Below are 19,556 nucleotides of genomic sequence, written 5' to 3' on the forward strand. Positions count from 1 at the left end.
GCTTCGGCACTCAGGCGTGACGGCGTCAGCGGACGATTTTGAAGTTGAACGCCGGCGTTCCGAGCGCACTGTAGAGGCGGAGCCAGACGGGCATGAGCATTTCGGTTCCGCGGGCGGTGGTGATGTCGCCGAGGTCGATGACGTCCTGGTGGCCGAAGTCCTTGAGGATCTCGGTGACGGTGGTCTTGGCAGCGGGGTCGTTGCCGGAAACGAAGACCGTGCCGGACTCGGGGAGCCGGGCCGGATAGGCCTGGAGCTCGGCGGTGAGCGTGTTGAGAGCCTTCACGACGCGCGCGGTGGGAAAGGCCCGCTGGATCTGCTCGCCGAGGGAATCGGTGTCCTTGACCAAGAGGGTCGGGGGCATCCCGTTGCTGAAGTCCAAGGGGTTGGCGATGTCCAGCAGGACCTTGCCGTCCAGGTTTTCGGCTCCGGCCTGGGCCAGGGCGTCCAGGGAGGCGCTGCCGTTGGTTGCGTTGACGATCAGTTCGGCGCCGGCCGCGGCGTCGGCGAATCTTGCCACCTCGATGCCCGGATTGTCGGCGGCCCAGGCGGCCAAGGGCGGGGTGCCCATGGCATCGGCCGCGGTCCGGGACAGCGTAGTTTCGGGATCGCGGGTTCCGATGGTGACCGTGTGGCCGAGTTCGGCAAGGCGCGCTGCGATGGTTTGGCCGACCCTGCCGGTTCCGAAGACTGCTGCTTTCATGATGTTCTCCTGTTGAGTTTCCGACTTCCCGATCGAAGCGCCCCCTTCACCAACTGTGCTCCTCCCACGGGAGACGGGCCAGCGCGGACTGGGAAGTCGCGGAGTTTTACCCGCACGGGCCGTGGGCGCACCCCGTCACCCCCGCCACGAGAGCTTGCTCACATATCTATGGCGTGTGGCACAGGCAAGGGCGGCGTAGGTCATATAGTTGATGGCTCAACGAACCTACCGGACGTTCAGTTACAAAGGTGGGCCGCTCGCAGCGGCCGCGCCGGCAACAAGTTAGGCCCCGCTATGGATATCAAAGCCCGCATCGAGGCGGCTCCCATGAAGCGCACGCAGGTTGGCGTCATCGCCATCTGCATGGCGCTCTACATGATCGACGGTTTCGACGTCCTGGTGATGGCGTTCAGCGCCAACGCTGTGATGGAGGACTGGGGCCTGAGCGCCAGCCAGCTGGGCGTGCTGCTGAGTTCCGCGCTGGTCGGCATGGCGATCGGATCCATCTTCGTGTCTAGTGTGGCGGACGTGATTGGCCGGCAGAAGACGCTGGTGATCGGCGCGTCCATCGTCGCGGTGGGCATGCTGGTCTCCGCCTTCGCGCCCGGCTACGGCGTGCTGGTGGTGCTGCGCTTCATCACCGGCCTGGCCGTTGGCACCCTGCAGGCGACCGCCAACGTCCTGGCGTCCGAGTTCTCCAACGCCAAGCGGCGCTCCACTGCACTGGCGCTGGTCAGCATCGGCCAGCCGATCGGCGGTGTGCTCGGCGGCATGGCCACCGGCGTCCTGATCACCGCGTTCGGCTGGCGCTCCGCCTTCCTCTTCGGTGCCGCCATCACCGTGGTCATGATCCCGTTCATCTGGAAGGCCGTCCCCGAGTCGGTCGACTTCCTGCTGGTGCGCCGCCCGGAGAATGCCCTGCAGCGCATCAACAAGGTGCTGCGCCGGATTGACCAGCCGGTGGTCGCTGATCTGCCCGCGCTGCCCGAGGCCCCGGCCAAGAAGAAGTCCCGCTTTGCGGACGTGCTGACCGGCGTCAACGCCCGCCGCACCATCCTGATCTCGCTGGCGTACTTCATCCTGATGGCCAGCTTCTACTTCGCCAACTCCTGGACTCCCAAGCTGGTCACCGCCAGCGGCTTCAGCCAGCAGGATGGCATCACCGCCGGCGTGCTCTTCAGCGTCGGCGCGATCATCGGCGCCGTTGTGCTGGGTGCCTTCGGTGCCCGCTTCCCGATGCGCAAGGTCCTCGCCGTGTTCTTTGTGATCGGCGGCCTGACCTTCGGCGCGTTCTCGCTCTCCACCGGATCGCTGGCCGGCGCACTGTTCGCCGCCGCGCTGGTCGGCTTCGGCTCCAACGCCCCGATCGCCGGCATGCTGGCCATCAGCCCCACCTACTACACCTCCGAGGTGCGCGGCACCGCGCTGGGCCTAGTTATCGGCATGGGCCGTGTCGGCGCGATCGCCTCGCCGATCATCGCCGGCGCGCTGATGGACGGTGGCTGGCAGCCCACCGACCTGTACTTCCTGTTCATCATCCCGATGCTGATCGGCGCCGTGGTGATCTCGATGCTGGGCAAGCCGGTGCTGGCATCGGTCGCTCCGAAGGCCGAGGCGGCCCGCGAGCAGGAGTCGGCCGGCAAGCTCTAGTCACCGCCAGTCCCCTCAAGCACCCCACAACGACGGCGGGGCTCGGCATAGTGCCGAGCCCCGCCGTCGTGGTTCCACACTCCTGCGGCCCGCTGCCACGCCCCGGGCCTCCTCCCGACGAGCCGAAGCATTCCGCTCGGAAGAAGCACCTCCGTGTATGTTCCCTCACCTGCATACGAGATGTTTGGTGCCGGCCAACCCTTGCCAACCCTGACCCGTTTCGGGATGATGCCTAGGCGCGGTGCTTTTGCGCCTAAGCCGAAAGGGACGCCGATGCTGCTGGCATTTGGCTGGGGCCTGCTAGCTGGCTCCTCATACTTTCTGGGCGGATTGCTTGCCCTGCGGTGGCGGATCAACAGTGTGCTGCTCGGTGTCCTGACGGGTCTCGGCGCCGGCGCCCTGTTATCGGCAGTCTCCTACAAACTGATCGACGAGGCCGGCCGGCTGGCCGGCGGGAGCGGTTTCGTCGGAGCTGGGCTGATCGGCGGGGCTGTGGCAACGTCCTGGGTTGTGACCGGGGCCCAACGGGGCGTGCCGCTGTCCGCACCCCCTCTGCACGAGCCCCGTTTTCTCGTGATCGGGCTGTCCGTGGTCGCCGAATCCATCGTCATTGCCGGTGGACTGGTCAGCGGTTACGGCCTCAGTGCCGCCGTGCTTGCCGCGGTCTTCCTCTGCGGCGTTCCCGAGGCCATGGCCGACACCGGACCGTTGCGCAAATACGGCCTGACCTCCCGCCATGTGATGTCCGCCTGGCTGGCGATGACGTTGCTGTGCGGAGTATCCGTGGCAGCGTTTACGTTGTTCCTCGGGCTTGTTCCTCCCGAAGCGGTTGCTTTCGTGCTCGCCTTCGCCGGCGGCGGTGTCCTCACGAACGTGACGGTCCGCATGGTGCCGGAGGGGATCCGGGACGCCGGCGCCGCGACGGGCATCGCCATCGCTGTAGGTTTCGGCCTCTCGTTCAGCCTCGTGGAGATTCTCGGCAAGCACTGAGACGGCGGCGGTGCGGAGGGGTGGTGCGACGCCGCGGCGGGGGAGCAGACTAGAACCAGCCAGCATCCACGACTTACACCGGAGGCCGCCATGTGCCGGAATATCCGCCAGCTCCACAATTTCGAACCCGCAGCGTCGAACGCCGAAATCGAGGCCGCCGCCCTGCAGTACGTCCGCAAGGTCAGCGGCAGCAACAAGCCGTCGAAGGCCAATGAGGAAGCGTTCAACCAGGCGGTGCACGAAATCGCGCACATCACCGCGCACCTGCTCGACGATCTCGTGACGGCGGCACCGCCGAAGAACCGCGAGGAAGAAGCGGCCAAGGCCCGTGCCCGCGCGGCCGTGCGCTACGGGACGGCCGTCTAGCCCGGACTTTAGAGTGTGTAAGGGGCCTTGGTGAAGACGTTGTCCCCGATGACCTGCCTGCGCTTGTCGAACTTGGCGGTGAGTTCACGGCTTTCAACGAATTCCTTGCTGACGTTGACCAAGAGGTGCCGGTCGCCCAGGTCCACCACGTAGTAGCCGGAGAGATCGCGCAGCGAGTCTGCCGCGTTGAGCGTGCCCGGCTGGACAACAAAGTCGACGATCGCTTCCCAGATGGTGAGTTTCCTGCGCCGGGTCAGCGGGCAGATGACGTCGGCGTTCGGGTATTTGGCGCGCACAGCGGCATCGAACTTGCCCCGTTCCTTGCCCGACTTCTTGTACTGGCCAATGTCGATCGGTTCGCGGATGATCTGCGCGGAGAACCCGGGGGCATCGCTCAGCAGGTAGTCAACGCTGACATCGAACAGGGTGGCGAGCGCCTTGAGATTCGCGATGTCAGGGATGCCCTTGTTGTTCTCCCATTTGGTGATCGCCTGGCGGGAGACACACACCTTCTGCGCGAGCTCATCCTGGGAGAGCCCGGCCTTCTTCCGGGCGGCCTTGAGTTTTTCTCCGAGCGTCATCGATGTCTCCGTTGCGGTTGGACCAGTGGTGTTTTCTCAACAGTAGCCAGCGGTCAGGCCGGACAGCCTCACCATCGGCTCCGCACAGCGCTACGCTTCGTGGCAAGTGACCCCGGGGGCGGTGCCAGGCTGCGTAGCGGGTGTATCCGCAGGTCAGCGGGGGTAAAGGCAGGGTGTCGGGGGTGGCAGGCGCCGCGGACCGGCTAGCGCCCGAAGCGGCGCAGCCGCAGCGAGTTGGCCACCACCAGTACGGAACTGGCGGCCATCGCGGCGCCGGCGATCATCGGGTTGAGCAGGCCCAAGGCCGCCACCGGGATGCCCAGCGTGTTGTAGGCGAAGGCCCAGAACAGGTTGGACTTGATGGTGGAGAGCGTCTTGCGGCTCAGCTCGATGGACTGCACCACCTGGACAAGGTCGCTGCCCATTACGGTCAGGTCAGCGGCCTCGATGGCTACATCGGTCCCGGCGCCCATGGCGATGCCGAGGTCGGCCTGGGCCAGTGCGGCGGCGTCGTTCACGCCGTCGCCCACCATGGCCACGGTCTTGCCTTGGTCCTGCAGCCGTTTGATCGCGGCCACCTTACCCTCGGGGAGCACGTCGGCGAAGACGTCCTGCGGCGCGATGCCGACCTCGGCCGCCACCTCGGCTGCGACCGCGGCGTTGTCGCCGGTGAGCAGGATGGGGTGCAGCCCCAGTTCCTTGAACCGGGCGATGGCGGCCGCGGAGTGCTCTTTGACGGTGTCCTGGAGGTTGACGATGCCGGCGACCGCCCCGCCGACGGCGACCCACACCGCGGTTGATCCGGCCTGCTGCTGTTCCAGCAGGATGCGGAGGTGCTCGTCCGAGAGGACGATGCCGTTTTCGTGCATCCAGTTGTTGCGGCCCACCACCACGGTGCTGATGCGGCCGTCGGGTTCGGTGATGCTGCCGCGGACGCCGCCGCCAGCTGTGCTGTGGAAGTCGGCGAGGGCAGGCAGCGCGGCGTCGGCCTTGCCGGCCGAGGGGAAGCCGCCGCCGTCGACCGGTGTTGCGGTGCGCGCCGCCACGTCTCGGGCAGCCGTCACTATGGCCAGGGCGATCGGGTGCTCGGAGCCAGCCTCGACGGCGCCGGCCAGCAGCAGCACGTCGTCTTCGCTGCGGTCCGCCAGTGCCACCACGCTCTCGACCGCCTGCTGCCCGGTGGTCACGGTGCCGGTCTTGTCCAGCACGATGGTGTCCACGTGCCGGGTGTCCTCGAGGATCTGCGGGCCCTTGATGAGGATGCCCAGCTGCGACGCCCGGCCGGTTCCGGTGAGCAGGGCGGTAGGCGTGGCTAGCCCCAGCGCACACGGGCAGGCAATGACCAGCACCGTCACGGCGGCGGTAAACGCAGCTTGGAGATCGCCGGTGAAGACCATCCACAAGATGAAAGTGATGATGGCGATGACCAGCACGATCGGGACGAAGACCGAGCTGATCCGGTCCGCCAGCCTGGCGATCGGGGCCTTGCCGGCCTGCGCCTGGCTGACCAGCCGGCCCATTTGCGCCAGCGTGGTGTCCGAACCGACCCGGGTAGCGCGGACCAGCAGCCGGCCCGACGTGTTGATGGTGGCGCCGGTGACGGTGTCGTCCACATCCACTTCCACCGGCACGGATTCACCGGTGAGCAGGGAGGTATCGACGGCGGAATGGCCGTCCACCACATAGCCGTCGGTGGGGATTTTCTCGCCCGGCCGGACCACCATCATGTCGCCCGGGACCAGATCGGCGGCCGCTACCTTCACCTCGGTGCCGTCCCGCAGCACGGTGGCGTCCTTTGCGCCCAGATTCAGCAAGGACTTCAGCGCGTCGCCGGCCCTCTGCTTGGCATTGGCTTCCAGATACCGCCCCAGCAGCAGGAAGGTGACTACGACGACGGCCACCTCGAAGTACAGTGCGTGCGCGGCCATATTGCCGTTTACGTGTTCGGTCAGCATCGGATCCATGAACAGCTGCCAGGCGGAGAAGAAGAAGGCGGCCAGCACGCCAAGCGACACCAAGGTGTCCATGGTGGAGGCCAAATGCCGGGCGTTCACCGCCGCCGCGCGGTGGAACGGCCAGGCCGCCCAGAACACCACCGGGATGCTCAGGGCAAAGGCCACCCAGCCCCAGTGCGGGAACTGCGCGCCGGGAATCATCGAGATGATGAAGACCGGGATGGTCAGGATGGCGGCGGTCCACAGGCGCGGCCGCAGCTCGTCGGCGGTGCCGCCGTGCGCCATATGGTCTTCGTGGTCCGCGTGGCCGCTGTGCTCCGCGGCGTCGTCGCGGCCATGGTGGTCAGCTTCCGCGTCCCCGGCGCGGCCCGGTTCTGCAGGTCCGTGGTCCGACGCGTGGCCGGCATGCGGCTGCTGCTTCACCCGAGCCTTGTAGCCGGTGGCGTTCACCGTATCCAGCAGTTGCTGGTCCGTGACACCGTGCGGGACGTTGACCACGGCGGATTCCAGCGGCAGGTTCACGCTCGCCACTACGCCTTCGATCCTGCCGAGTTTGCGCTCCACGCGGTTCACACAGGAGGCGCAGGTCATGCCTTCGATCGCCAGTTCTACCGTCCGGGCCGGAGCCTGCTGGCCGACTACGGGGTCCTGGGCAGCGGGATGGGAGGCCATCAGCTGGTCATCTCGATTCTGGGTTTGCCGCGGGTGGTTGCGGCGCATCAGGTGCTGGGCAAAATAAGGTGACGGGCGGCGGCGGGAGGCACCGCCGTCGTCCGGGTTAAGCGATGTTTGCGACGACGGTGTACCCGGCTTCGGCGACCGCTTCGCCGACCTGCTCCGGGTCCAGTTGGGCTTCGGAGCTGACCGTGGCGGTGGAAATGCCGCCCTTGTTCAGCCGGATGCTGACGTCACGGACTCCGTCGAGGGCCTTGAGCTCTTCGGTCACGGCGTCCACGCAGTGGCTGCAGGTCATGCCGTCGATGCTGATGGTGGTGGTGCTCATAAAAATCTCCTGGGGTAGATGGTCGGGGAGCCGGGGTCAGCGCAGGAGCCGGCCGATGGCGTCCGAGGCTTCCTTGACCTTGTCCTGGACGATCCGCGGATCGTCGTTGAGTTCGGATTCCTTGGCGGCGCCGACCACGCAATGTCCAATGTGGTCTTCGAGCAGGCCGACGCTCACCGCATGCAGGGCCTTGTTGACTGCGGCCACCTGGGTGAGGATGTCAATGCAGTACTTGTCCTCTTCCACCATGCGGGCGATGCCGCGGACCTGGCCTTCGACGCGCTTCAGGCGGCGCAGATAGGCGTCCTTGTCCGAGGTATAGGCGTGGCCGATGTGCTCGTCGACGGCGGCAGGGCCGGTGACGCTGGGGTGGGAGGTGTGGTTCATGGCTTCCTCATTCCGGGGACTACACGATCAAGATATACCCCCTAGGGGTATGACGCAAGGGTCTGTGACGGAAACCATCGGGCATGGCGACGGCGGTGCACGACGACGCCTGCGGGGCTGCTTCCTGGCCGGCACGCCGAACCGCCCGGCGGGTGTGCCGGGCGGCTGCGGGGTTAGTGCTGTTGCGGCGTGCGCAGCGTCCGGTAGGCCAGCCACGCGGACGCGACCATCAGGGCGCCGGCCAGTCCGGCGGTGACGGTGACGCCGCTGTCGAAGGCGTGGAACGCAGAGTCGAGCAGCGCGGCGCCGGAGCGTTCCGGCAGCTGATCCGCCACCGTGATGGCGCCGCCCAGGGTCTCGCCGGCGGCGTGCTGCTGTTCGGCGGTCAAGCCGGATGGCAGCACGATGTTCTGTCGGTAGGCGCCGACCAGGATGCTGCCGAGCACGGCGGTGCCGAAGACGGAGCCGACTTCGTAGGCAGTCTCGGACACGGCGGAGGCCGCTCCCGCCTTGGCCGCCGGGACGCTGGAGAGGATGAGGTCATTCGAGAGCGTTTCGGAAGCGCCGACGCCCGCACCGAGCAGCGCGAACGCGGCCATCAGGGTCAGGGCCGACGCGTCCGGGGTGGAGGCCGCCAGCCAGTACGCCGACGCGGACAACAGCAGGGCCCCGGCCACCACCAGATGCGGGGCAATCCGGCGCACCAGCGGCACCGCCAAGAGTCCGGCGGCGATCGTCACCAACAGGCCCGGCAGCAGCACCAGGCCGGCCCGCAGCGGGCTCAGTCCGAGGACCAGCTGGAGATGCTGGGAGACGAAGTACAGGAAGCCCACCAGCGAGAACACGGCCAGGAGGTTCACCAGCACGGCGCCGGTGAACGGGCGGTAACGGAACAGCCGCACGTCCAGCATGGGATTCGATCGGTGCAGTTGGCGGCGGACAAACAGCCAGCCGGCAAGGATCCCGACGGCGGCGGACGCAGCGATGGCAGTCAAGTCCCCGCCGGCGGCCACCTGTTTGATGGCGAAGACCACCGGGAGCAGCGCGGCGACCGACAGCAGGATGCTGGGCGCGTCCACGGGTCCCGGCTCGGGGTCGCGCGACTCCGGCACGAACGCCGGAGTCAGCACCAGCATCGGCAGCAGCATGGGAACCGCCAGCAGGAACACCGAGCCCCACCAGAAGTGCTCCAGCAGCACGCCGCCCAGCAGCGGGCCGAGTGCGGCGCCGGCGGAGAAGCCTGCGGCCCAAATGGCAACGGCCAGACGCCGCTGGGTCCGGTCGGTAAAGATGTTCCGAAGTAGGGACAGGGTGGCCGGCATCAGCATGGCACCGAAGATGCCGAGGCCGGCGCGGGCAGCCACCAGCAGCTCAGCGCTCGGCGAGAACGCGGCCAGTGCGGAGAGCGCTGCGAAGCCGGCGGCGCCGATCATCAGCATCCTGCGCCGGCCGAAGCGGTCGCCCAGGCTGCCCATCGCCACCAGCAGGCCGGCGAGCACCAGTGGGTAGATGTCGATGATCCACAGGAGCGTAGTGCCGCTGGTGCTGAAGGCCAGCGAGATGGCCGGCACGGCAAAGCTCAGCACGGTGTTGTCGACGGCGACCAGCAGGACCGGCAGCATCAATACGGCCAGGGCGGTCCATTCCTTGCGGCCGGCGCGCTGGGTGACGGTAAGCATGGTGCATCTTTCCAGGACAGGTGTTTAGGTGATCCTTCAACTGTACCGTCTGGACGGTATACTCGCAAGGCGGCAGCGGAATGCCCGCGCAGCAGAAGGACCGCGTCCTAGGATGGTTGGATGGCCAGTGCGAAAGACCGGATCCTCGACAACTTCGAGGACATCCTGATCAAAGAAGGCGAACGAGCCGCCACCATGGATGCCGTTGCGGCGGCAGCCGGAGTGTCCAAGGGCGGGCTGCTCTACCACTTTCCCTCCAAGGAGGCGATGGTCGAGGGGCTCTGCAACCGGCTAGCGGAACTGTCGGCCGAGGATGCGGAGCGGATCAGCAGTGCGCCGGAGGGGGCGGCCCGCTACTACGTGCGTACCTCCAACTACGTCGACTCACCCTTGGACCGCGCCATTGTTGCCCTGGCCCGGCTGGTCCAGCAGGGCCACCCCGCCGCGGCCAACACGTTCGCGCAGATCCAGGAACTCTGGTTGGAGACGTTGGAGCTTGCCCTGGGTAGCCGGCCGGTGGCACAGGCCGTGAAGCTGATCGGTGACGGCCTGTACTTCAGTGCCACGTTCTTTTCGCCGGATGCGCAGCAGAACCAGATGGCCGACGGCGAGATGGAAGCCCTGCTGCAACAGGTTGATGCGTTGGTGGGGCGGGGCTGATCGGCCCCGTTTGGGCTTAGCTGGTCCGGTGCGAAATGATGAATCGTATAATCACGCACCGCACCGCACGATGAGAGGAACCCATGTCTACCCCTAACGGTTCCGGGGAACACCCCGAATCCGGCACCTCCGGACTGCCGCAGGCACCGCAGAGCGCCTACCCGTCCTACCCACAGCAGGGCCCAGGCCAGCAGGCGTACCCGCAGCAGTCCGCCCCGTACGGCTACCCGGGCCAGCCCGTTCCAGGACAGCCGGTTCCCGGCAAGACCATGGGAATCGTCGGCTTTGTCCTCTCGCTGCTCGGTCCGCTGACGGTGGCCGGCCTGATCGTCAGCATCATCGGCATGGTGCAGTCCAAGCGCGCCAACGCCAAGAACGGCTTCGCGCTGGCCGGCATCATCATCGGCGCGGTGGGGACCGTGCTGCTGATCCTGTTCACCATCATCACCATTGCGGGCATCGCCTACATGGTGGAGGTCTGTGGCGAACTCGGCCCGGGCACCCACTTCGAAGACGGCGTCACCTACACCTGCAGCTGACCTTTCCAGCCGCTTAACCAGGAGCCGGTGCGACCCCTTCTCGGGGACGCACCGGCTCTTGGCTTCATGACGGGCAACGCCTCGGACTCCGCTCGCCCGGCCACCCTCCACAGAGCAGGACTTTACGAGTTGCCGTGCGCGCCGTCGGGCTTGGAGGTCTTCTCATTGCGGGCCGCAATGACGTGGTCGTACCCAGCTTCAAACGTGGGGTACTGCAAGGTCCCCAGTACGGTGAGGAGCCGCGTGCCGCTCAGGACGGTCCCGCTGGCCACGTCAGGCTGGATCCGCGGGGGCGGTTGGAGTCCCAGCCGGTGCGCGATGTACGTGACGACCTCGCCCAGGGCTGCGGGAGCCTGGTCGACGGCGTGCAGGAGGGATGGCGGATTCTCGGCTGACAGCAGTGCCTGCAGGGTGCGGACCAGGTCGGTCTCGTGGATCCGGTTGGTGCGCTTCGCATACTGGACCGGGGTTCCCTCGATGACTTTCCGCAGGAGTATTTCCCGCCCAGGCCCGTAGATCCCTGCGGGCCTAAGGATATGCGCGTCGAAGAGCTCGGACGCGAGCAGCTCGCCGTCACGGAGTGTCCTGCCCCGCTCGGTCGCCGGGGCTGGCGCATCCGTTTCCGTGAGCGCCCGGTGGTCTGTTCTCCCTTCGAAGACCCGGGTGGAGGAGACAAACACTGTTCGCCGCGGCCTGCTCGGCAGCGCCGCGGCGAGGTTTCTGAGCGCGGTGAGGTAACCGTCCGACCGGTCCGCGCTCGCTTGGATATCGGGGGTGAGGGTGACAACCATTGCATCCACTCTCGGCAGTTCAAGCTGAAGCGGTTTCCCGAGGTCGACGGGCAGGGCGGAGAATGCGGCGGGGAGGGCGGCCGTGTTGCGGCGGAGCGCGAATACCTCCGCTCCAGTGGTCAAGAGGTGCTCACCCAGTCGGGTGCCGAGCTTCCCGCAACCGACGAGAAGGATCCGCTCAGGCGGTTCGTGCATGGTTCTCCCTGGGCCGGGGAGGTTCGACAATCCGCGTTCCTCCGCTTGTGGTCTTCGAGTTGCTGCTCCCCACCACACTAAAGCCGGTTGTCCTCCATGGCCCGATCATGGAGAAGCGAAAAGGGTGCGATAAGTACTTTCCAAATGGAATGTAGTTGTTGTAGCGTTTCTGGCAGTCCACATGGACGGACGCGCACCAGTCAAAGGAGACCGGCATGTCAACGAATCACTCTCAGGAATCCCGTCCCGCTTTGGAAGAGCAGTTACGGGCAGCGCAGACCGGCGGAATCGGCGGCGCGCGGCTCGCACGTTCGGCGGAAGTGGCCGGTGGCCGCTATGCCGCGGTGATGGCCACCTTGATAGGCCTCTACCTCTTGGTTGTCGTCTACGTATACCCGCAGAACATTCTCTTGCTGGACATCGCCGCCACTGCGGCCTTCTTGGTTGGGATGGTCGGCACTTGTGTCAGCTACTCCCGCCTTCGAAAGGCATCGGGTTTGGGCTGGAGTAAGCGGTACTCGACCGGCTTCGTGCTAAGTGCCCTGCTCTTTGGCCTAGGGGTGGTACTGCTGGAGTTGACGGACGTCCGCGACGCATGGCTGTGGATCCCCTATGCCGGAGCGACAGGGCTGCCGCTCCTGGCGGGAGTCTCCGATCGCCTGCACTGGGGCCCCCGAGCTATGAGCGGGGGGAAAACACTGTGATCAGGAGTGTCGGGGGCCATCCGAGGCCCGACGCAGGGCATACAACTGACAGCGGCACGCCACCCCATCCGCGGCTCCGGCTGGACGAATACCTGAGCCTCCCGGTCCGGCTGAGCATCGTCGCCGCCCTCGCACGCGTGGATGATGCGGAGTTCGCGGCAGTGCGCGAGGCTATTGAATCCAGCGACGCGATGCTGAGCAAACAGGCCGCAATCCTCGAACAGGCCGGGTACCTCAGCGTCAGGAAAGGCTACGTCGGAAAACGGCCCCGCACCTGGCTCAGCCTGACCGATGCGGGACGCGAGGCACTGCGTACGCATCTGGAAGCACTGCACGCACTGATCGCGGACCTGTAAGCGGCAGGCGTGGGCTGACGCGGCGGCGACCCCGGCAATGACAGGCAGGATGGGGAGCTGCGGCAGAACCGGCGCCGCCTGCTGGCTACTTTCGGCCAGGCAACAGTGTCCCCGCCGGTGGGTTCTCAGTAGACTGGAACCCATGACCGAGCAGGAACCGGACGGGTCCGAAACTGCTGCGGTTGACGGCGGCGGGGCGGGTCTTCACGCGGACGCGGCTGTCGTTTCCGCACCGGGAGGGGATGGTCAGGGCTCGAGCCTGGCCGATCCGGAAGCAGTCGATACCACCTTGCGCAGCCCTGCGCAGCGATACCGTACGTTCATGGGGATCCTGGTCAATACGGCCCTGGCCAACATCACCACCAGCTACCTGTGGTTCGCCCTGACGTTCTGGGTATATCTGCAGACGCGCAACGTGATCGCCACCGGTGTGATCGGCGGGGCGTACATGCTGTTGATAGCGCTGTCCAGCATCAGCTTCGGCACCTTCGTGGACCGCTACCGCAAGCTGGCGGTGATGCGCTTCGCGGCCGGATTCACCCTGGCGATGTTCCTCTTGTCCGGGGCCATGTTCCTGACGTCGGAGGCCTCGCTGGTGGACCTGACCCAGCCGTGGTTCTGGATCTTCTCGCTGATCATCCTGACCGGCGCGGTGGTGGAGAACATGCGCAACATCGCCTTGTCCACCACGGTCACCATCCTGATCGAGCCGGACCGGCGCGCCAATGCCAACGGTTTGGTGGGGATGGTGCAGGGGCTGATGTTCATTGTCACCTCGGTGCTCTCCGGCCTCTCGGTGGGGCTGCTCGGCATGGGCGGGACCATCGTGGTGGCGGTGGTGCTCACGGCGCTGGCCTTCGCACACATACTCACGCTGCGCATGCCCGAGGAGGTGCGCGCGGCCGCCACGGACGCGCACGGCGGATTCGACCTGCGCGGCTCGATTGCCGCCGTGCTGGCCATCACCGGCCTGTTCGCGCTGATCCTGTTCTCCACCTTCAACAATTTCATCGGCGGTGTTTACATGGCGCTGATGGATCCCTATGGCCTGGAACTGTTCCCCGTGGAGCTGTGGGGGACCTTCTTCGCGCTCGGCGCCACCGGGTTCATTGTGGGCGGGTGGCTGATCAGCAAGTTCGGGCTGGGGCGCAACCCGCTGCGCACCATGCTCATCGCGGTCATCGTGATGGGCGTCCTCGGGGCGGTGTTCACTCTGCGCGAGTGGGCCTGGCTCTACATCGCCGGGATCTGGCTGTATCTGGTCCTGGTGCCGTTCGTGGAGGCCGCCGAGCAGACGATCATCCAGCAGGTGGTGCCGCTGCAGCGGCAGGGACGGGTGTTCGGTTTCGCCATGGCCTTTGAGTCTGCGGCAGCGCCGATCACCGCGTTCCTGATCGCGCCGATCGCGCAGATCTGGATCATCCCGTACGCCCGCTCGGATGAAGGCGCCGCCCAGTTGGCCCCGTTGCTAGGTGAGGGCACATCGCGCGGCATCGCCCTGGTGTTCCTTGCGGCGGGGATCATCATGATCGTGGCCGCACTGCTGGCCTTCCTGACGCCCGTCTACCGCCGCGTCTCGGCGTCGTATGCGCGTTCGACGACAGATATGCCGGAGAATGCATAGATCATGAGGCCGCCGGCTGTGTCGGGTTGGTGGTGTACGGGTAGCGGGTTTCCGAGCCAGCGCCGGGGACCCCACCGGTTCAGCCGTGCGTCTCGTCTTCCACGATGGCCGTGGCGATGCTGTCCGAATCTTCCAGCGCAGCCAGGTAGCGTTCAGCGTCCAGCGCGGCGGAGCACCCGGTTCCCGCGGCGGTGATGGCCTGCCGGTAGCGGTGGTCCACCGCATCGCCGCAGGCAAAAACGCCGTGGATATTCGTGACGGTGGTCGGCGAATCCACCTTGATGTAGCCGGCATCGTCCAGTTCCACCTGGCCCTTGACCAGTTCGGTGCGCGGCAGATGCCCGATCGCCACGAACAACCCGGCCGCCGGCAGCTCGCGGGTGGCACCGGATACGGTGTCGGCCAGCGTCACGCCGGTGACCTTGCTGTCGCCGTGGATCGCGGTGATGGTGCTGTTCCACTCAAACCTGATCTTGGGGTTGTCCTTGGCCCGCTGGGCCATGATCTTGGAGGCGCGCAGCGTGTCCCGGCGGACGACGACGGTGACCGACTTCCCGAAACGGGTCAGGAACAGCGCTTCCTCCATCGCCGAATCACCGCCGCCGGCCACGAAGATGTCCTGATCGCGGAAGAAGAAGCCGTCGCAGGTGGCGCACCATGACACCCCGTGGCCGGAGAGCCGTTTCTCATCCGGCAGCCCGAGTTCCTTGTAGGCCGAGCCGGTAGCCAGGATGACCGCCGGCGCCTGATACTCGTCGCCGCCCAAAGTGGTCACGCTCTTCAGGTGGCCCGAGAGCTCAACGGAGGCAACGTCGTCGTACTCCACAGTTGCGCCGAATTTCTCCGCCTGCTTCTGGAGCAGCTCCATCAGCTCCGGCCCCTGCACGCCGTCCGGGAAGCCCGGGAAGTTCTCCACCTCCGTGGTGTTCATCAGCGCGCCGCCGGCGGTGACCGAGCCGGCCAGGACCCGCGGCGCCAGACCGGCCCGAGCGGCGTAGATGGCCGCGGTGTAACCGGCCGGACCGGAACCGACAATGATGAGCTTCTCGCTGTTCATCCTGAGCTCCTCCAGAGCGTGGACAGGGTTTACTGGGCGTCCGGATGCAGGGCCGGCTGCAGCTCGGACATCAATTGCTGGACGCGGTGCTTGATGTCATCCCGGACCGCGCGGACACCATCCGGCGACTGCCCGGCGGGGTCGTCCACGTCCCAGTCTTCGTAGCGCCGGCCCGGAATCACCGGGCAGTCGCCGCCGGAGCCCAAGGTCACCACCATCTGGGCGTTGTTGATGGACTCCACGGTCACTTCCGCCGGCTGCGCCGAGGACAGATCGATCCCGTCTTCCGCCATGGCATCAACCACGGCGGGGTCCAGCCTGGCAGCCGGCCGGATGCCGGCCGAGCGCGCGTTGAGGGCGCCGTCGGCCAGTTGGGTCAGGTAGGCGGCGGCCATTTGCGAGCGTCCGGCGTCGCGCACGGCCACGAACAGGACGGTGGGGCGGACGGCGCCCGTTGGTTCGGCAGTCATGGCGGCCCCTCGCGTCGATCGGCTCCCGGCCACCGCTGCCGGCGCCGGCTGCTTCCTTCACTGTGCCAGAAGTTCGGGCAGACCCATAGGGTGCGCCGGAGATAATGGCAGGCATGAGGTACAAAGCCGAGAAGCCCAGCGTCCTGTTCGTCTGCTCCAGCAACAGCGGGAAATCGCCGATGGCCGCGGGGCTGATGGAAGCCGCCGCGGCCGGCACGGTTGACGTCCGCTCCTGCGGCACGAAGCCGGGGGAGTCCGTCAACCCGGAATCCGCCGCGGCCTTGGCGGAACTGGGCATCGACATTTCCGGCCAGGTCCCAACGGCGGTGACCGAGGAAGCGCAGCGACGCGCCGACGTCGTGGTCATCTTGGGCAGCAACGCGCGGCTGGAGGAACTCCCCGGCACCCGGTACGAGCGCTGGGAAATCGAGGAACCGAGCCTGCGCGGGATCCACGGCGAGGAGCGGATGCGCCTGGTCCGCGACCAGATCGCCGCCAAGGTGCGCGGCCTGCAGCAGGAACTGACCGGCCCCTAGCCCGGGGTTCTTGGCGCGGCGATAGCGGAGGCGGCAGCCAACTCGCCGGCGCGGCGCCGGCGGATCTAGATGCCGGCGCCGGTGTCAGTGGCGGCGGTGTTTTCCCCCGCTGCACCTTGCAGCGCCTCCGGCGACATGTACATGATCTCCCAGACGTGGCCGTCCGGATCCGCCATAGCGCCCCCGTACATCCCTGGCATCTCCTCTTCCGTCGGCCGGTAGGCGGTGCCGCCGCCGGACTGCGCGTTGGCCAGGAAGCGGTCCACTTCCTCGTTCGATTCGGCGCTGAGGGCCACCAGTATTTCCTTGGCATCCGAGCCCAGATGCGGGGTGCCGTTGCGCAGGAACTTGCCGAAGTACTCCTCGGTCAACAGCATCACCGCGATGGTGCCGGAAATGGTCATGTAGGAGGCATCCGGGGAGGAGAAGTCCGGATTCTGCGTGAAGCCCAGACCCTTGTAGAAGTCGGTGGACTTCTTCAGGTCGCTGACGGGGAGGTTGATGAAAACCATGCGGTCCATGTGTGGTCCTTTTCAGAAGACGGCCGCCGTTGGCGTTGGCGGGCGGGTGATTGCGGACGAAGTCCACCTTGGCACTCCGGTGCGTTCCCGCCAATGGCTATCGGCGGAGGTATTTGGCCGCGGCACCGCCGGCGCCACGTCCTGTTCCGCCGGCGGTGCGGGCCACACGTCCCTTGTCCGCCGCGACCGGCCGACCTACGGTTGAAGTACCGGCGAGCAGAGGATGCGTGAGATGGCGGAATTGCGGATTGAACAGTGGTGGCTGAAACTGCCGACGGGGCACAAGCAGTGGTTCCGGGAGAACCTGCGCGCCGACGTGGTGGATCCGGATGCGGCCGCCGCGGTCTACGAGGCCGGCGGGCCGGACCTGAAGGAGGCCACGCTGCCGGAAGAGGACTGGGAGTTCATTGAGACCCAGTCGGAGTTCGTGGACTGATAACGACGACGGCGGTCCGCGGCTGACGGCGGATCGGCGCCGGTGCGGGTAAGTTGGTGTGAAACGGCCCACATGGCCGCTAGACGACGCGCTCGAAGGGGTGGCCCAATGGCCGGAATCATCATCGTAGGAGTAGACGGCAGCGAAACCGCCATGAAGGCGGCGCGCACGGCGGCGAAACTTGCCGCGTCCATGGGCGCCGAGCTCCGGGTGGTTACCGCCCATGAATCCGATACGACGGAAGTTGTGGAGATCGGCAACGACAAGTGGTTCATCCACGAGTCCGAGAAGGCCGAGAAGGTTGCCCGCGATGTGGCGACGGAGCTGGGCGCGGAAGGGCTGCGGACCAGTTTCACCGCGGTGCTCGGCAAGCCCCAGGACGCGCTGGTGGCCGAGGCCGAACGGGTCAACGCCCGCTTGATTGTGGTGGGCAACGTCGGGATGCAGGGGCTGGGTCGGGTGCTCGGCAGCGTGGCCAGCTCGGTGACGCACAAGGCGGCCTGCGACGTGTACATCGCCAAGACCGCCTAGCGGGCGCCGGGACGTGAGCGAGCTGCAGGTATCCGGCCGGGCGCAGGTTCCGCCGTTCCAGGTGATGAACATCCTGGACCGGGTGGCGCAGATGCGCGCCGCGGGCCGGGACGTGATTTCGCTGTGCGCCGGCGAGCCCTCGGGCGGCGCACCGCAGGCCGTCTCGGCGCAGGCCGCAAGGATCCACGCCTCCGGCCAGGCGCTGACCTACACCAGCGCGTTGGGCATCCGCGAACTGCGGACGGCGATCGCCGGGCACTACCGGCGCTGGTACGGGCTGGACGTGTCGCCGGAGGAAGTGGCCGTGACCACCGGGTCATCGGGCGGGTTCCTGCTGGCGTTCCTTTCCGCGTTCAACGCGGGGGACCGGGTGGCGTTGGCGCGGCCCGGATACCCGGCCTACCGGAACATCCTGCGCGCGCTCGGCTGCGAGGTGGTGGAGATCGACTGCGGGCCGGAGGTCCGCTACCAGCCCACGCCGGAACTGCTGGACACTGCGGCTGCCGCCCACGGGCCGCTCTCGGGGCTGGTGCTGGCCTCGCCCGCCAACCCCACCGGCACCATGGTGTCGCGCAGCGAACTGGCCGCCCTGACCGCCTGGTGCGCCGAGCACGGCGTTCGGCTGGTCAGCGACGAGATCTACCACGGCATTACCTACCCGGCCGACCCCTCGGCACCCGACGCCCGCGGAACTTGTGCCTGGGAACTGGACCGCACCGGCGTCGTTATTTCCTCTTTCTCCAAGTACTGGGGGATGACGGGATGGCGGCTGGGCTGGGCGCTGATGCCCGCCGACCTCGCCCCGGCCATCGAGGCGCTCGCCGGCAACGTTGCGCTGTGCCCGCCGGCGCCGGCCCAACTGGCGGCGCTGGCGGCGTTCAGCGAGGAATCCTACGAGCAGGCCGACGCCGCGGTGGCCGCCTTCGCCGAGGTGAGGGCCGTCCTGCTGCGGAACCTGGACCGGCTGCAGTGGGGAACGGCGGCACCGGCCGACGGCGCGTTCTATCTGTACGCGGACCTAGGGGACCAGCTGAGCGGCTTCGCGGATTCGGCCGACTACTGCCGGGCGCTGCTGGAGGAAGAGGGCGTGGCACTGGTGCCAGGCGCCGATTTCGACGCCGTCAACGGCACCCGCTCAGTCCGGCTGTCCTTCGCCGCCGGCGCGGAAGCAGTGGCCGCAGCCGTGGAACGGATCATCCGCTTCCAAACGAACCGCGCACCGCAGGGCTGACCTCCGGAAGGCGGTGCCCCGAGGGCACTGACCTCCGGAAGGCGGTGCCCCGAGGGCACTGACCTCCGGAGGGTCAGGCGGCACGCTCCCAGTCCTCCACCGGCCCGTCGATCACGGTGAACAGCGGGTGGGCCTCCGGGACGTACGCCGGATCCGAGGTGATGCGTGGCAATGGTGTTCCGCCGGTCAAGACCAGCGCGTGTGCCGGGTCCCTGATGGCCACCTTGGCCATCAGGTGCTCGAACTCGTAGCGGAGCTGTCCGGTGGTGACCGGTAGGGGAGGGGCCAGCGTGCCGGGTGCACATCCCGCCACCAGCTCGGGCGTTACCCGGATCAGGCCGGCATTGAACGCGTAGCCGCGGCTCAGCGCCTCGGCCTCCATGCCGCAGAGGTAGGCGCCGATGGCGGCCATCGGATCCGCGGTGGCTCGGAAGCGCTGCAGTTGCGGGTGGTTGCGGTAGCCCTTGGTCTCGCCGGCGAGCACCTTTTGGGCCAGCAGGGTCTCCCGCCAGCACGCCACCAGGCCTTTGCCGTCGAGCAACCGGGGGTGCAGGCTCCAGATACGCATTGATCCAGAATAGGCACACCGGG

At 67.1% G+C, this 19,556-nt stretch carries 23 protein-coding genes; 12 read left to right on the forward strand and 11 right to left on the reverse strand.

Features of this window, described 5'->3' with window-relative positions:
* Nucleotides 1–25: 25 nt before the first annotated feature.
* Nucleotides 26–703 carry an NAD(P)-binding domain-containing protein gene (locus AB0N75_RS10780; protein WP_364649166.1) on the reverse strand — a complete coding sequence of 226 codons (678 nt, stop codon included), beginning with the start codon at nucleotides 701–703 and terminating at the stop codon, nucleotides 26–28.
* A gap of 294 nt (nucleotides 704–997) precedes the next feature.
* On the opposite strand from AB0N75_RS10780, the gene AB0N75_RS10785 reads away from it, so the two are divergent.
* The 3 genes from AB0N75_RS10785 (at nucleotide 998) to AB0N75_RS10795 (ending at nucleotide 3,709) form a co-directional block, all read left to right on the forward strand.
* The gene (locus tag AB0N75_RS10785) at nucleotides 998–2,353 is read left to right on the forward strand and encodes an MFS transporter (protein ID WP_364649169.1); all 1,356 of its coding nucleotides are present in this window, start codon (nucleotides 998–1,000) and stop codon (nucleotides 2,351–2,353) included.
* 273 nt (nucleotides 2,354–2,626) lie between these two features.
* Entirely contained in the window at nucleotides 2,627–3,343 is a 717-nt protein-coding gene (locus AB0N75_RS10790; RefSeq protein ID WP_364649171.1) for a hypothetical protein, read from the forward strand.
* 90 nt (nucleotides 3,344–3,433) lie between these two features.
* The gene (locus AB0N75_RS10795) at nucleotides 3,434–3,709 is read left to right on the forward strand and encodes a DUF2277 domain-containing protein (protein ID WP_364649174.1); all 276 of its coding nucleotides are present in this window, start codon (nucleotides 3,434–3,436) and stop codon (nucleotides 3,707–3,709) included.
* An 8-nt stretch (nucleotides 3,710–3,717) separates the two neighbouring features.
* On the opposite strand, the gene AB0N75_RS10800 is transcribed toward AB0N75_RS10795, so the two are convergent.
* The 5 genes from AB0N75_RS10800 to AB0N75_RS10820 all read right to left on the reverse strand — a co-directional run bounded on the left by AB0N75_RS10800 (nucleotide 3,718) and on the right by AB0N75_RS10820 (nucleotide 9,314).
* Complete coding sequence (locus AB0N75_RS10800) at nucleotides 3,718–4,290, reverse strand: helix-turn-helix transcriptional regulator (protein WP_364649177.1); 573 nt, start codon at nucleotides 4,288–4,290, stop codon at nucleotides 3,718–3,720.
* A 203-nt stretch (nucleotides 4,291–4,493) separates the two neighbouring features.
* On the reverse strand, nucleotides 4,494–6,917 hold the full coding sequence (locus tag AB0N75_RS10805) for a heavy metal translocating P-type ATPase (RefSeq protein WP_364649181.1): 2,424 nt from the start codon (nucleotides 6,915–6,917) through the stop codon (nucleotides 4,494–4,496).
* A gap of 106 nt (nucleotides 6,918–7,023) precedes the next feature.
* Nucleotides 7,024–7,248 (reverse strand): heavy-metal-associated domain-containing protein, encoded by a 225-nt coding sequence (locus AB0N75_RS10810; RefSeq protein WP_364649184.1) that lies wholly within the window; start codon nucleotides 7,246–7,248, stop codon nucleotides 7,024–7,026.
* A gap of 36 nt (nucleotides 7,249–7,284) precedes the next feature.
* The gene (locus tag AB0N75_RS10815; protein ID WP_364649187.1) at nucleotides 7,285–7,635 is read right to left on the reverse strand and encodes a metal-sensitive transcriptional regulator; all 351 of its coding nucleotides are present in this window, start codon (nucleotides 7,633–7,635) and stop codon (nucleotides 7,285–7,287) included.
* A gap of 173 nt (nucleotides 7,636–7,808) precedes the next feature.
* The gene (locus AB0N75_RS10820) at nucleotides 7,809–9,314 is read right to left on the reverse strand and encodes an MFS transporter (RefSeq protein ID WP_364649190.1); all 1,506 of its coding nucleotides are present in this window, start codon (nucleotides 9,312–9,314) and stop codon (nucleotides 7,809–7,811) included.
* Between the two features lie 120 nt (nucleotides 9,315–9,434).
* Here AB0N75_RS10820 and AB0N75_RS10825 point away from each other — a divergent pair, with 120 nt between their 5' ends.
* On the forward strand, nucleotides 9,435–9,974 hold the full coding sequence (locus AB0N75_RS10825; RefSeq protein ID WP_364649193.1) for a TetR/AcrR family transcriptional regulator: 540 nt from the start codon (nucleotides 9,435–9,437) through the stop codon (nucleotides 9,972–9,974).
* An 83-nt stretch (nucleotides 9,975–10,057) separates the two neighbouring features.
* Nucleotides 10,058–10,513, forward strand: a complete 456-nt coding sequence (locus AB0N75_RS10830; protein WP_364649196.1) for a hypothetical protein — start codon at nucleotides 10,058–10,060, stop codon at nucleotides 10,511–10,513.
* A 122-nt stretch (nucleotides 10,514–10,635) separates the two neighbouring features.
* Here AB0N75_RS10830 and AB0N75_RS10835 read toward each other — a convergent pair whose 3' ends face one another.
* Nucleotides 10,636–11,499 (reverse strand): sugar nucleotide-binding protein, encoded by an 864-nt coding sequence (locus tag AB0N75_RS10835; protein WP_364649199.1) that lies wholly within the window; start codon nucleotides 11,497–11,499, stop codon nucleotides 10,636–10,638.
* A 215-nt stretch (nucleotides 11,500–11,714) separates the two neighbouring features.
* Between AB0N75_RS10835 and AB0N75_RS10840 the strand changes: the two genes are divergently transcribed.
* The 3 genes from AB0N75_RS10840 (at nucleotide 11,715) to AB0N75_RS10850 (ending at nucleotide 14,183) form a co-directional block, all read left to right on the forward strand.
* Entirely contained in the window at nucleotides 11,715–12,203 is a 489-nt protein-coding gene (locus tag AB0N75_RS10840; protein ID WP_364649202.1) for a hypothetical protein, read from the forward strand.
* A gap of 80 nt (nucleotides 12,204–12,283) precedes the next feature.
* Complete coding sequence (locus AB0N75_RS10845) at nucleotides 12,284–12,559, forward strand: transcriptional regulator (RefSeq protein ID WP_364649556.1); 276 nt, start codon at nucleotides 12,284–12,286, stop codon at nucleotides 12,557–12,559.
* Between the two features lie 322 nt (nucleotides 12,560–12,881).
* The gene (locus AB0N75_RS10850; RefSeq protein WP_364649559.1) at nucleotides 12,882–14,183 is read left to right on the forward strand and encodes an MFS transporter; all 1,302 of its coding nucleotides are present in this window, start codon (nucleotides 12,882–12,884) and stop codon (nucleotides 14,181–14,183) included.
* A gap of 79 nt (nucleotides 14,184–14,262) precedes the next feature.
* Here the strand turns inward: AB0N75_RS10850 and trxB are convergent, their stop codons facing one another.
* Nucleotides 14,263–15,240, reverse strand: a complete 978-nt coding sequence (gene trxB, locus AB0N75_RS10855) for a thioredoxin-disulfide reductase (RefSeq protein WP_364649204.1) — start codon at nucleotides 15,238–15,240, stop codon at nucleotides 14,263–14,265.
* 29 nt (nucleotides 15,241–15,269) lie between these two features.
* Entirely contained in the window at nucleotides 15,270–15,710 is a 441-nt protein-coding gene (locus tag AB0N75_RS10860; RefSeq protein WP_364649207.1) for a heat-shock protein HtpX, read from the reverse strand.
* 113 nt (nucleotides 15,711–15,823) lie between these two features.
* Between AB0N75_RS10860 and AB0N75_RS10865 the strand changes: the two genes are divergently transcribed.
* Complete coding sequence (locus tag AB0N75_RS10865; RefSeq protein WP_364649210.1) at nucleotides 15,824–16,246, forward strand: low molecular weight phosphatase family protein; 423 nt, start codon at nucleotides 15,824–15,826, stop codon at nucleotides 16,244–16,246.
* 65 nt (nucleotides 16,247–16,311) lie between these two features.
* Here the strand turns inward: AB0N75_RS10865 and AB0N75_RS10870 are convergent, their stop codons facing one another.
* Nucleotides 16,312–16,767 carry a VOC family protein gene (locus tag AB0N75_RS10870; RefSeq protein ID WP_364649213.1) on the reverse strand — a complete coding sequence of 152 codons (456 nt, stop codon included), beginning with the start codon at nucleotides 16,765–16,767 and terminating at the stop codon, nucleotides 16,312–16,314.
* A 232-nt stretch (nucleotides 16,768–16,999) separates the two neighbouring features.
* Between AB0N75_RS10870 and AB0N75_RS10875 the strand changes: the two genes are divergently transcribed.
* The 3 genes from AB0N75_RS10875 to AB0N75_RS10885 all read left to right on the forward strand — a co-directional run bounded on the left by AB0N75_RS10875 (nucleotide 17,000) and on the right by AB0N75_RS10885 (nucleotide 18,965).
* A complete protein-coding gene (locus tag AB0N75_RS10875; protein WP_364649216.1) occupies nucleotides 17,000–17,203 on the forward strand; it encodes a hypothetical protein in 204 nt (67 codons plus the stop codon).
* Between the two features lie 108 nt (nucleotides 17,204–17,311).
* On the forward strand, nucleotides 17,312–17,734 hold the full coding sequence (locus AB0N75_RS10880; RefSeq protein ID WP_364649219.1) for a universal stress protein: 423 nt from the start codon (nucleotides 17,312–17,314) through the stop codon (nucleotides 17,732–17,734).
* A gap of 64 nt (nucleotides 17,735–17,798) precedes the next feature.
* The gene (locus tag AB0N75_RS10885) at nucleotides 17,799–18,965 is read left to right on the forward strand and encodes an aminotransferase class I/II-fold pyridoxal phosphate-dependent enzyme (protein ID WP_364649562.1); all 1,167 of its coding nucleotides are present in this window, start codon (nucleotides 17,799–17,801) and stop codon (nucleotides 18,963–18,965) included.
* Between the two features lie 73 nt (nucleotides 18,966–19,038).
* On the opposite strand, the gene AB0N75_RS10890 is transcribed toward AB0N75_RS10885, so the two are convergent.
* Entirely contained in the window at nucleotides 19,039–19,533 is a 495-nt protein-coding gene (locus AB0N75_RS10890) for a pyrimidine dimer DNA glycosylase/endonuclease V (protein ID WP_364649222.1), read from the reverse strand.
* Nucleotides 19,534–19,556: the final 23 nt, after the last annotated feature.

Source organism: Arthrobacter sp. NPDC089319 (assembly GCF_040684925.1).
In the GTDB taxonomy this organism is placed as follows: Bacteria; Actinomycetota; Actinomycetes; order Actinomycetales; family Micrococcaceae; genus Crystallibacter.

Excerpts from the sequence above, each read along its gene's own strand:
- AB0N75_RS10780 (WP_364649166.1), bottom strand. The coding sequence starts at position 703 with ATGAAAGCAGCAGTCTTCGGAACCGGCAGGGTCGGCCAAACCATCGCA.
- AB0N75_RS10785 (WP_364649169.1), top strand. The coding sequence starts at position 998 with ATGGATATCAAAGCCCGCATCGAGGCGGCTCCCATGAAGCGCACGCAG.
- AB0N75_RS10790 (WP_364649171.1), top strand. The coding sequence starts at position 2,627 with ATGCTGCTGGCATTTGGCTGGGGCCTGCTAGCTGGCTCCTCATACTTT.
- AB0N75_RS10795 (WP_364649174.1), top strand. The coding sequence starts at position 3,434 with ATGTGCCGGAATATCCGCCAGCTCCACAATTTCGAACCCGCAGCGTCG.
- AB0N75_RS10800 (WP_364649177.1), bottom strand. The coding sequence starts at position 4,290 with ATGACGCTCGGAGAAAAACTCAAGGCCGCCCGGAAGAAGGCCGGGCTC.
- AB0N75_RS10805 (WP_364649181.1), bottom strand. The coding sequence starts at position 6,917 with ATGGCCTCCCATCCCGCTGCCCAGGACCCCGTAGTCGGCCAGCAGGCT.
- AB0N75_RS10810 (WP_364649184.1), bottom strand. The coding sequence starts at position 7,248 with ATGAGCACCACCACCATCAGCATCGACGGCATGACCTGCAGCCACTGC.
- AB0N75_RS10815 (WP_364649187.1), bottom strand. The coding sequence starts at position 7,635 with ATGAACCACACCTCCCACCCCAGCGTCACCGGCCCTGCCGCCGTCGAC.
- AB0N75_RS10820 (WP_364649190.1), bottom strand. The coding sequence starts at position 9,314 with ATGCTTACCGTCACCCAGCGCGCCGGCCGCAAGGAATGGACCGCCCTG.
- AB0N75_RS10825 (WP_364649193.1), top strand. The coding sequence starts at position 9,435 with ATGGCCAGTGCGAAAGACCGGATCCTCGACAACTTCGAGGACATCCTG.
- AB0N75_RS10830 (WP_364649196.1), top strand. The coding sequence starts at position 10,058 with ATGTCTACCCCTAACGGTTCCGGGGAACACCCCGAATCCGGCACCTCC.
- AB0N75_RS10835 (WP_364649199.1), bottom strand. The coding sequence starts at position 11,499 with ATGCACGAACCGCCTGAGCGGATCCTTCTCGTCGGTTGCGGGAAGCTC.
- AB0N75_RS10840 (WP_364649202.1), top strand. The coding sequence starts at position 11,715 with ATGTCAACGAATCACTCTCAGGAATCCCGTCCCGCTTTGGAAGAGCAG.
- AB0N75_RS10850 (WP_364649559.1), top strand. The coding sequence starts at position 12,882 with ATGGGGATCCTGGTCAATACGGCCCTGGCCAACATCACCACCAGCTAC.
- trxB (WP_364649204.1), bottom strand. The coding sequence starts at position 15,240 with ATGAACAGCGAGAAGCTCATCATTGTCGGTTCCGGTCCGGCCGGTTAC.
- AB0N75_RS10860 (WP_364649207.1), bottom strand. The coding sequence starts at position 15,710 with ATGACTGCCGAACCAACGGGCGCCGTCCGCCCCACCGTCCTGTTCGTG.
- AB0N75_RS10865 (WP_364649210.1), top strand. The coding sequence starts at position 15,824 with ATGAGGTACAAAGCCGAGAAGCCCAGCGTCCTGTTCGTCTGCTCCAGC.
- AB0N75_RS10870 (WP_364649213.1), bottom strand. The coding sequence starts at position 16,767 with ATGGACCGCATGGTTTTCATCAACCTCCCCGTCAGCGACCTGAAGAAG.
- AB0N75_RS10875 (WP_364649216.1), top strand. The coding sequence starts at position 17,000 with ATGGCGGAATTGCGGATTGAACAGTGGTGGCTGAAACTGCCGACGGGG.
- AB0N75_RS10880 (WP_364649219.1), top strand. The coding sequence starts at position 17,312 with ATGGCCGGAATCATCATCGTAGGAGTAGACGGCAGCGAAACCGCCATG.
- AB0N75_RS10885 (WP_364649562.1), top strand. The coding sequence starts at position 17,799 with ATGAACATCCTGGACCGGGTGGCGCAGATGCGCGCCGCGGGCCGGGAC.
- AB0N75_RS10890 (WP_364649222.1), bottom strand. The coding sequence starts at position 19,533 with ATGCGTATCTGGAGCCTGCACCCCCGGTTGCTCGACGGCAAAGGCCTG.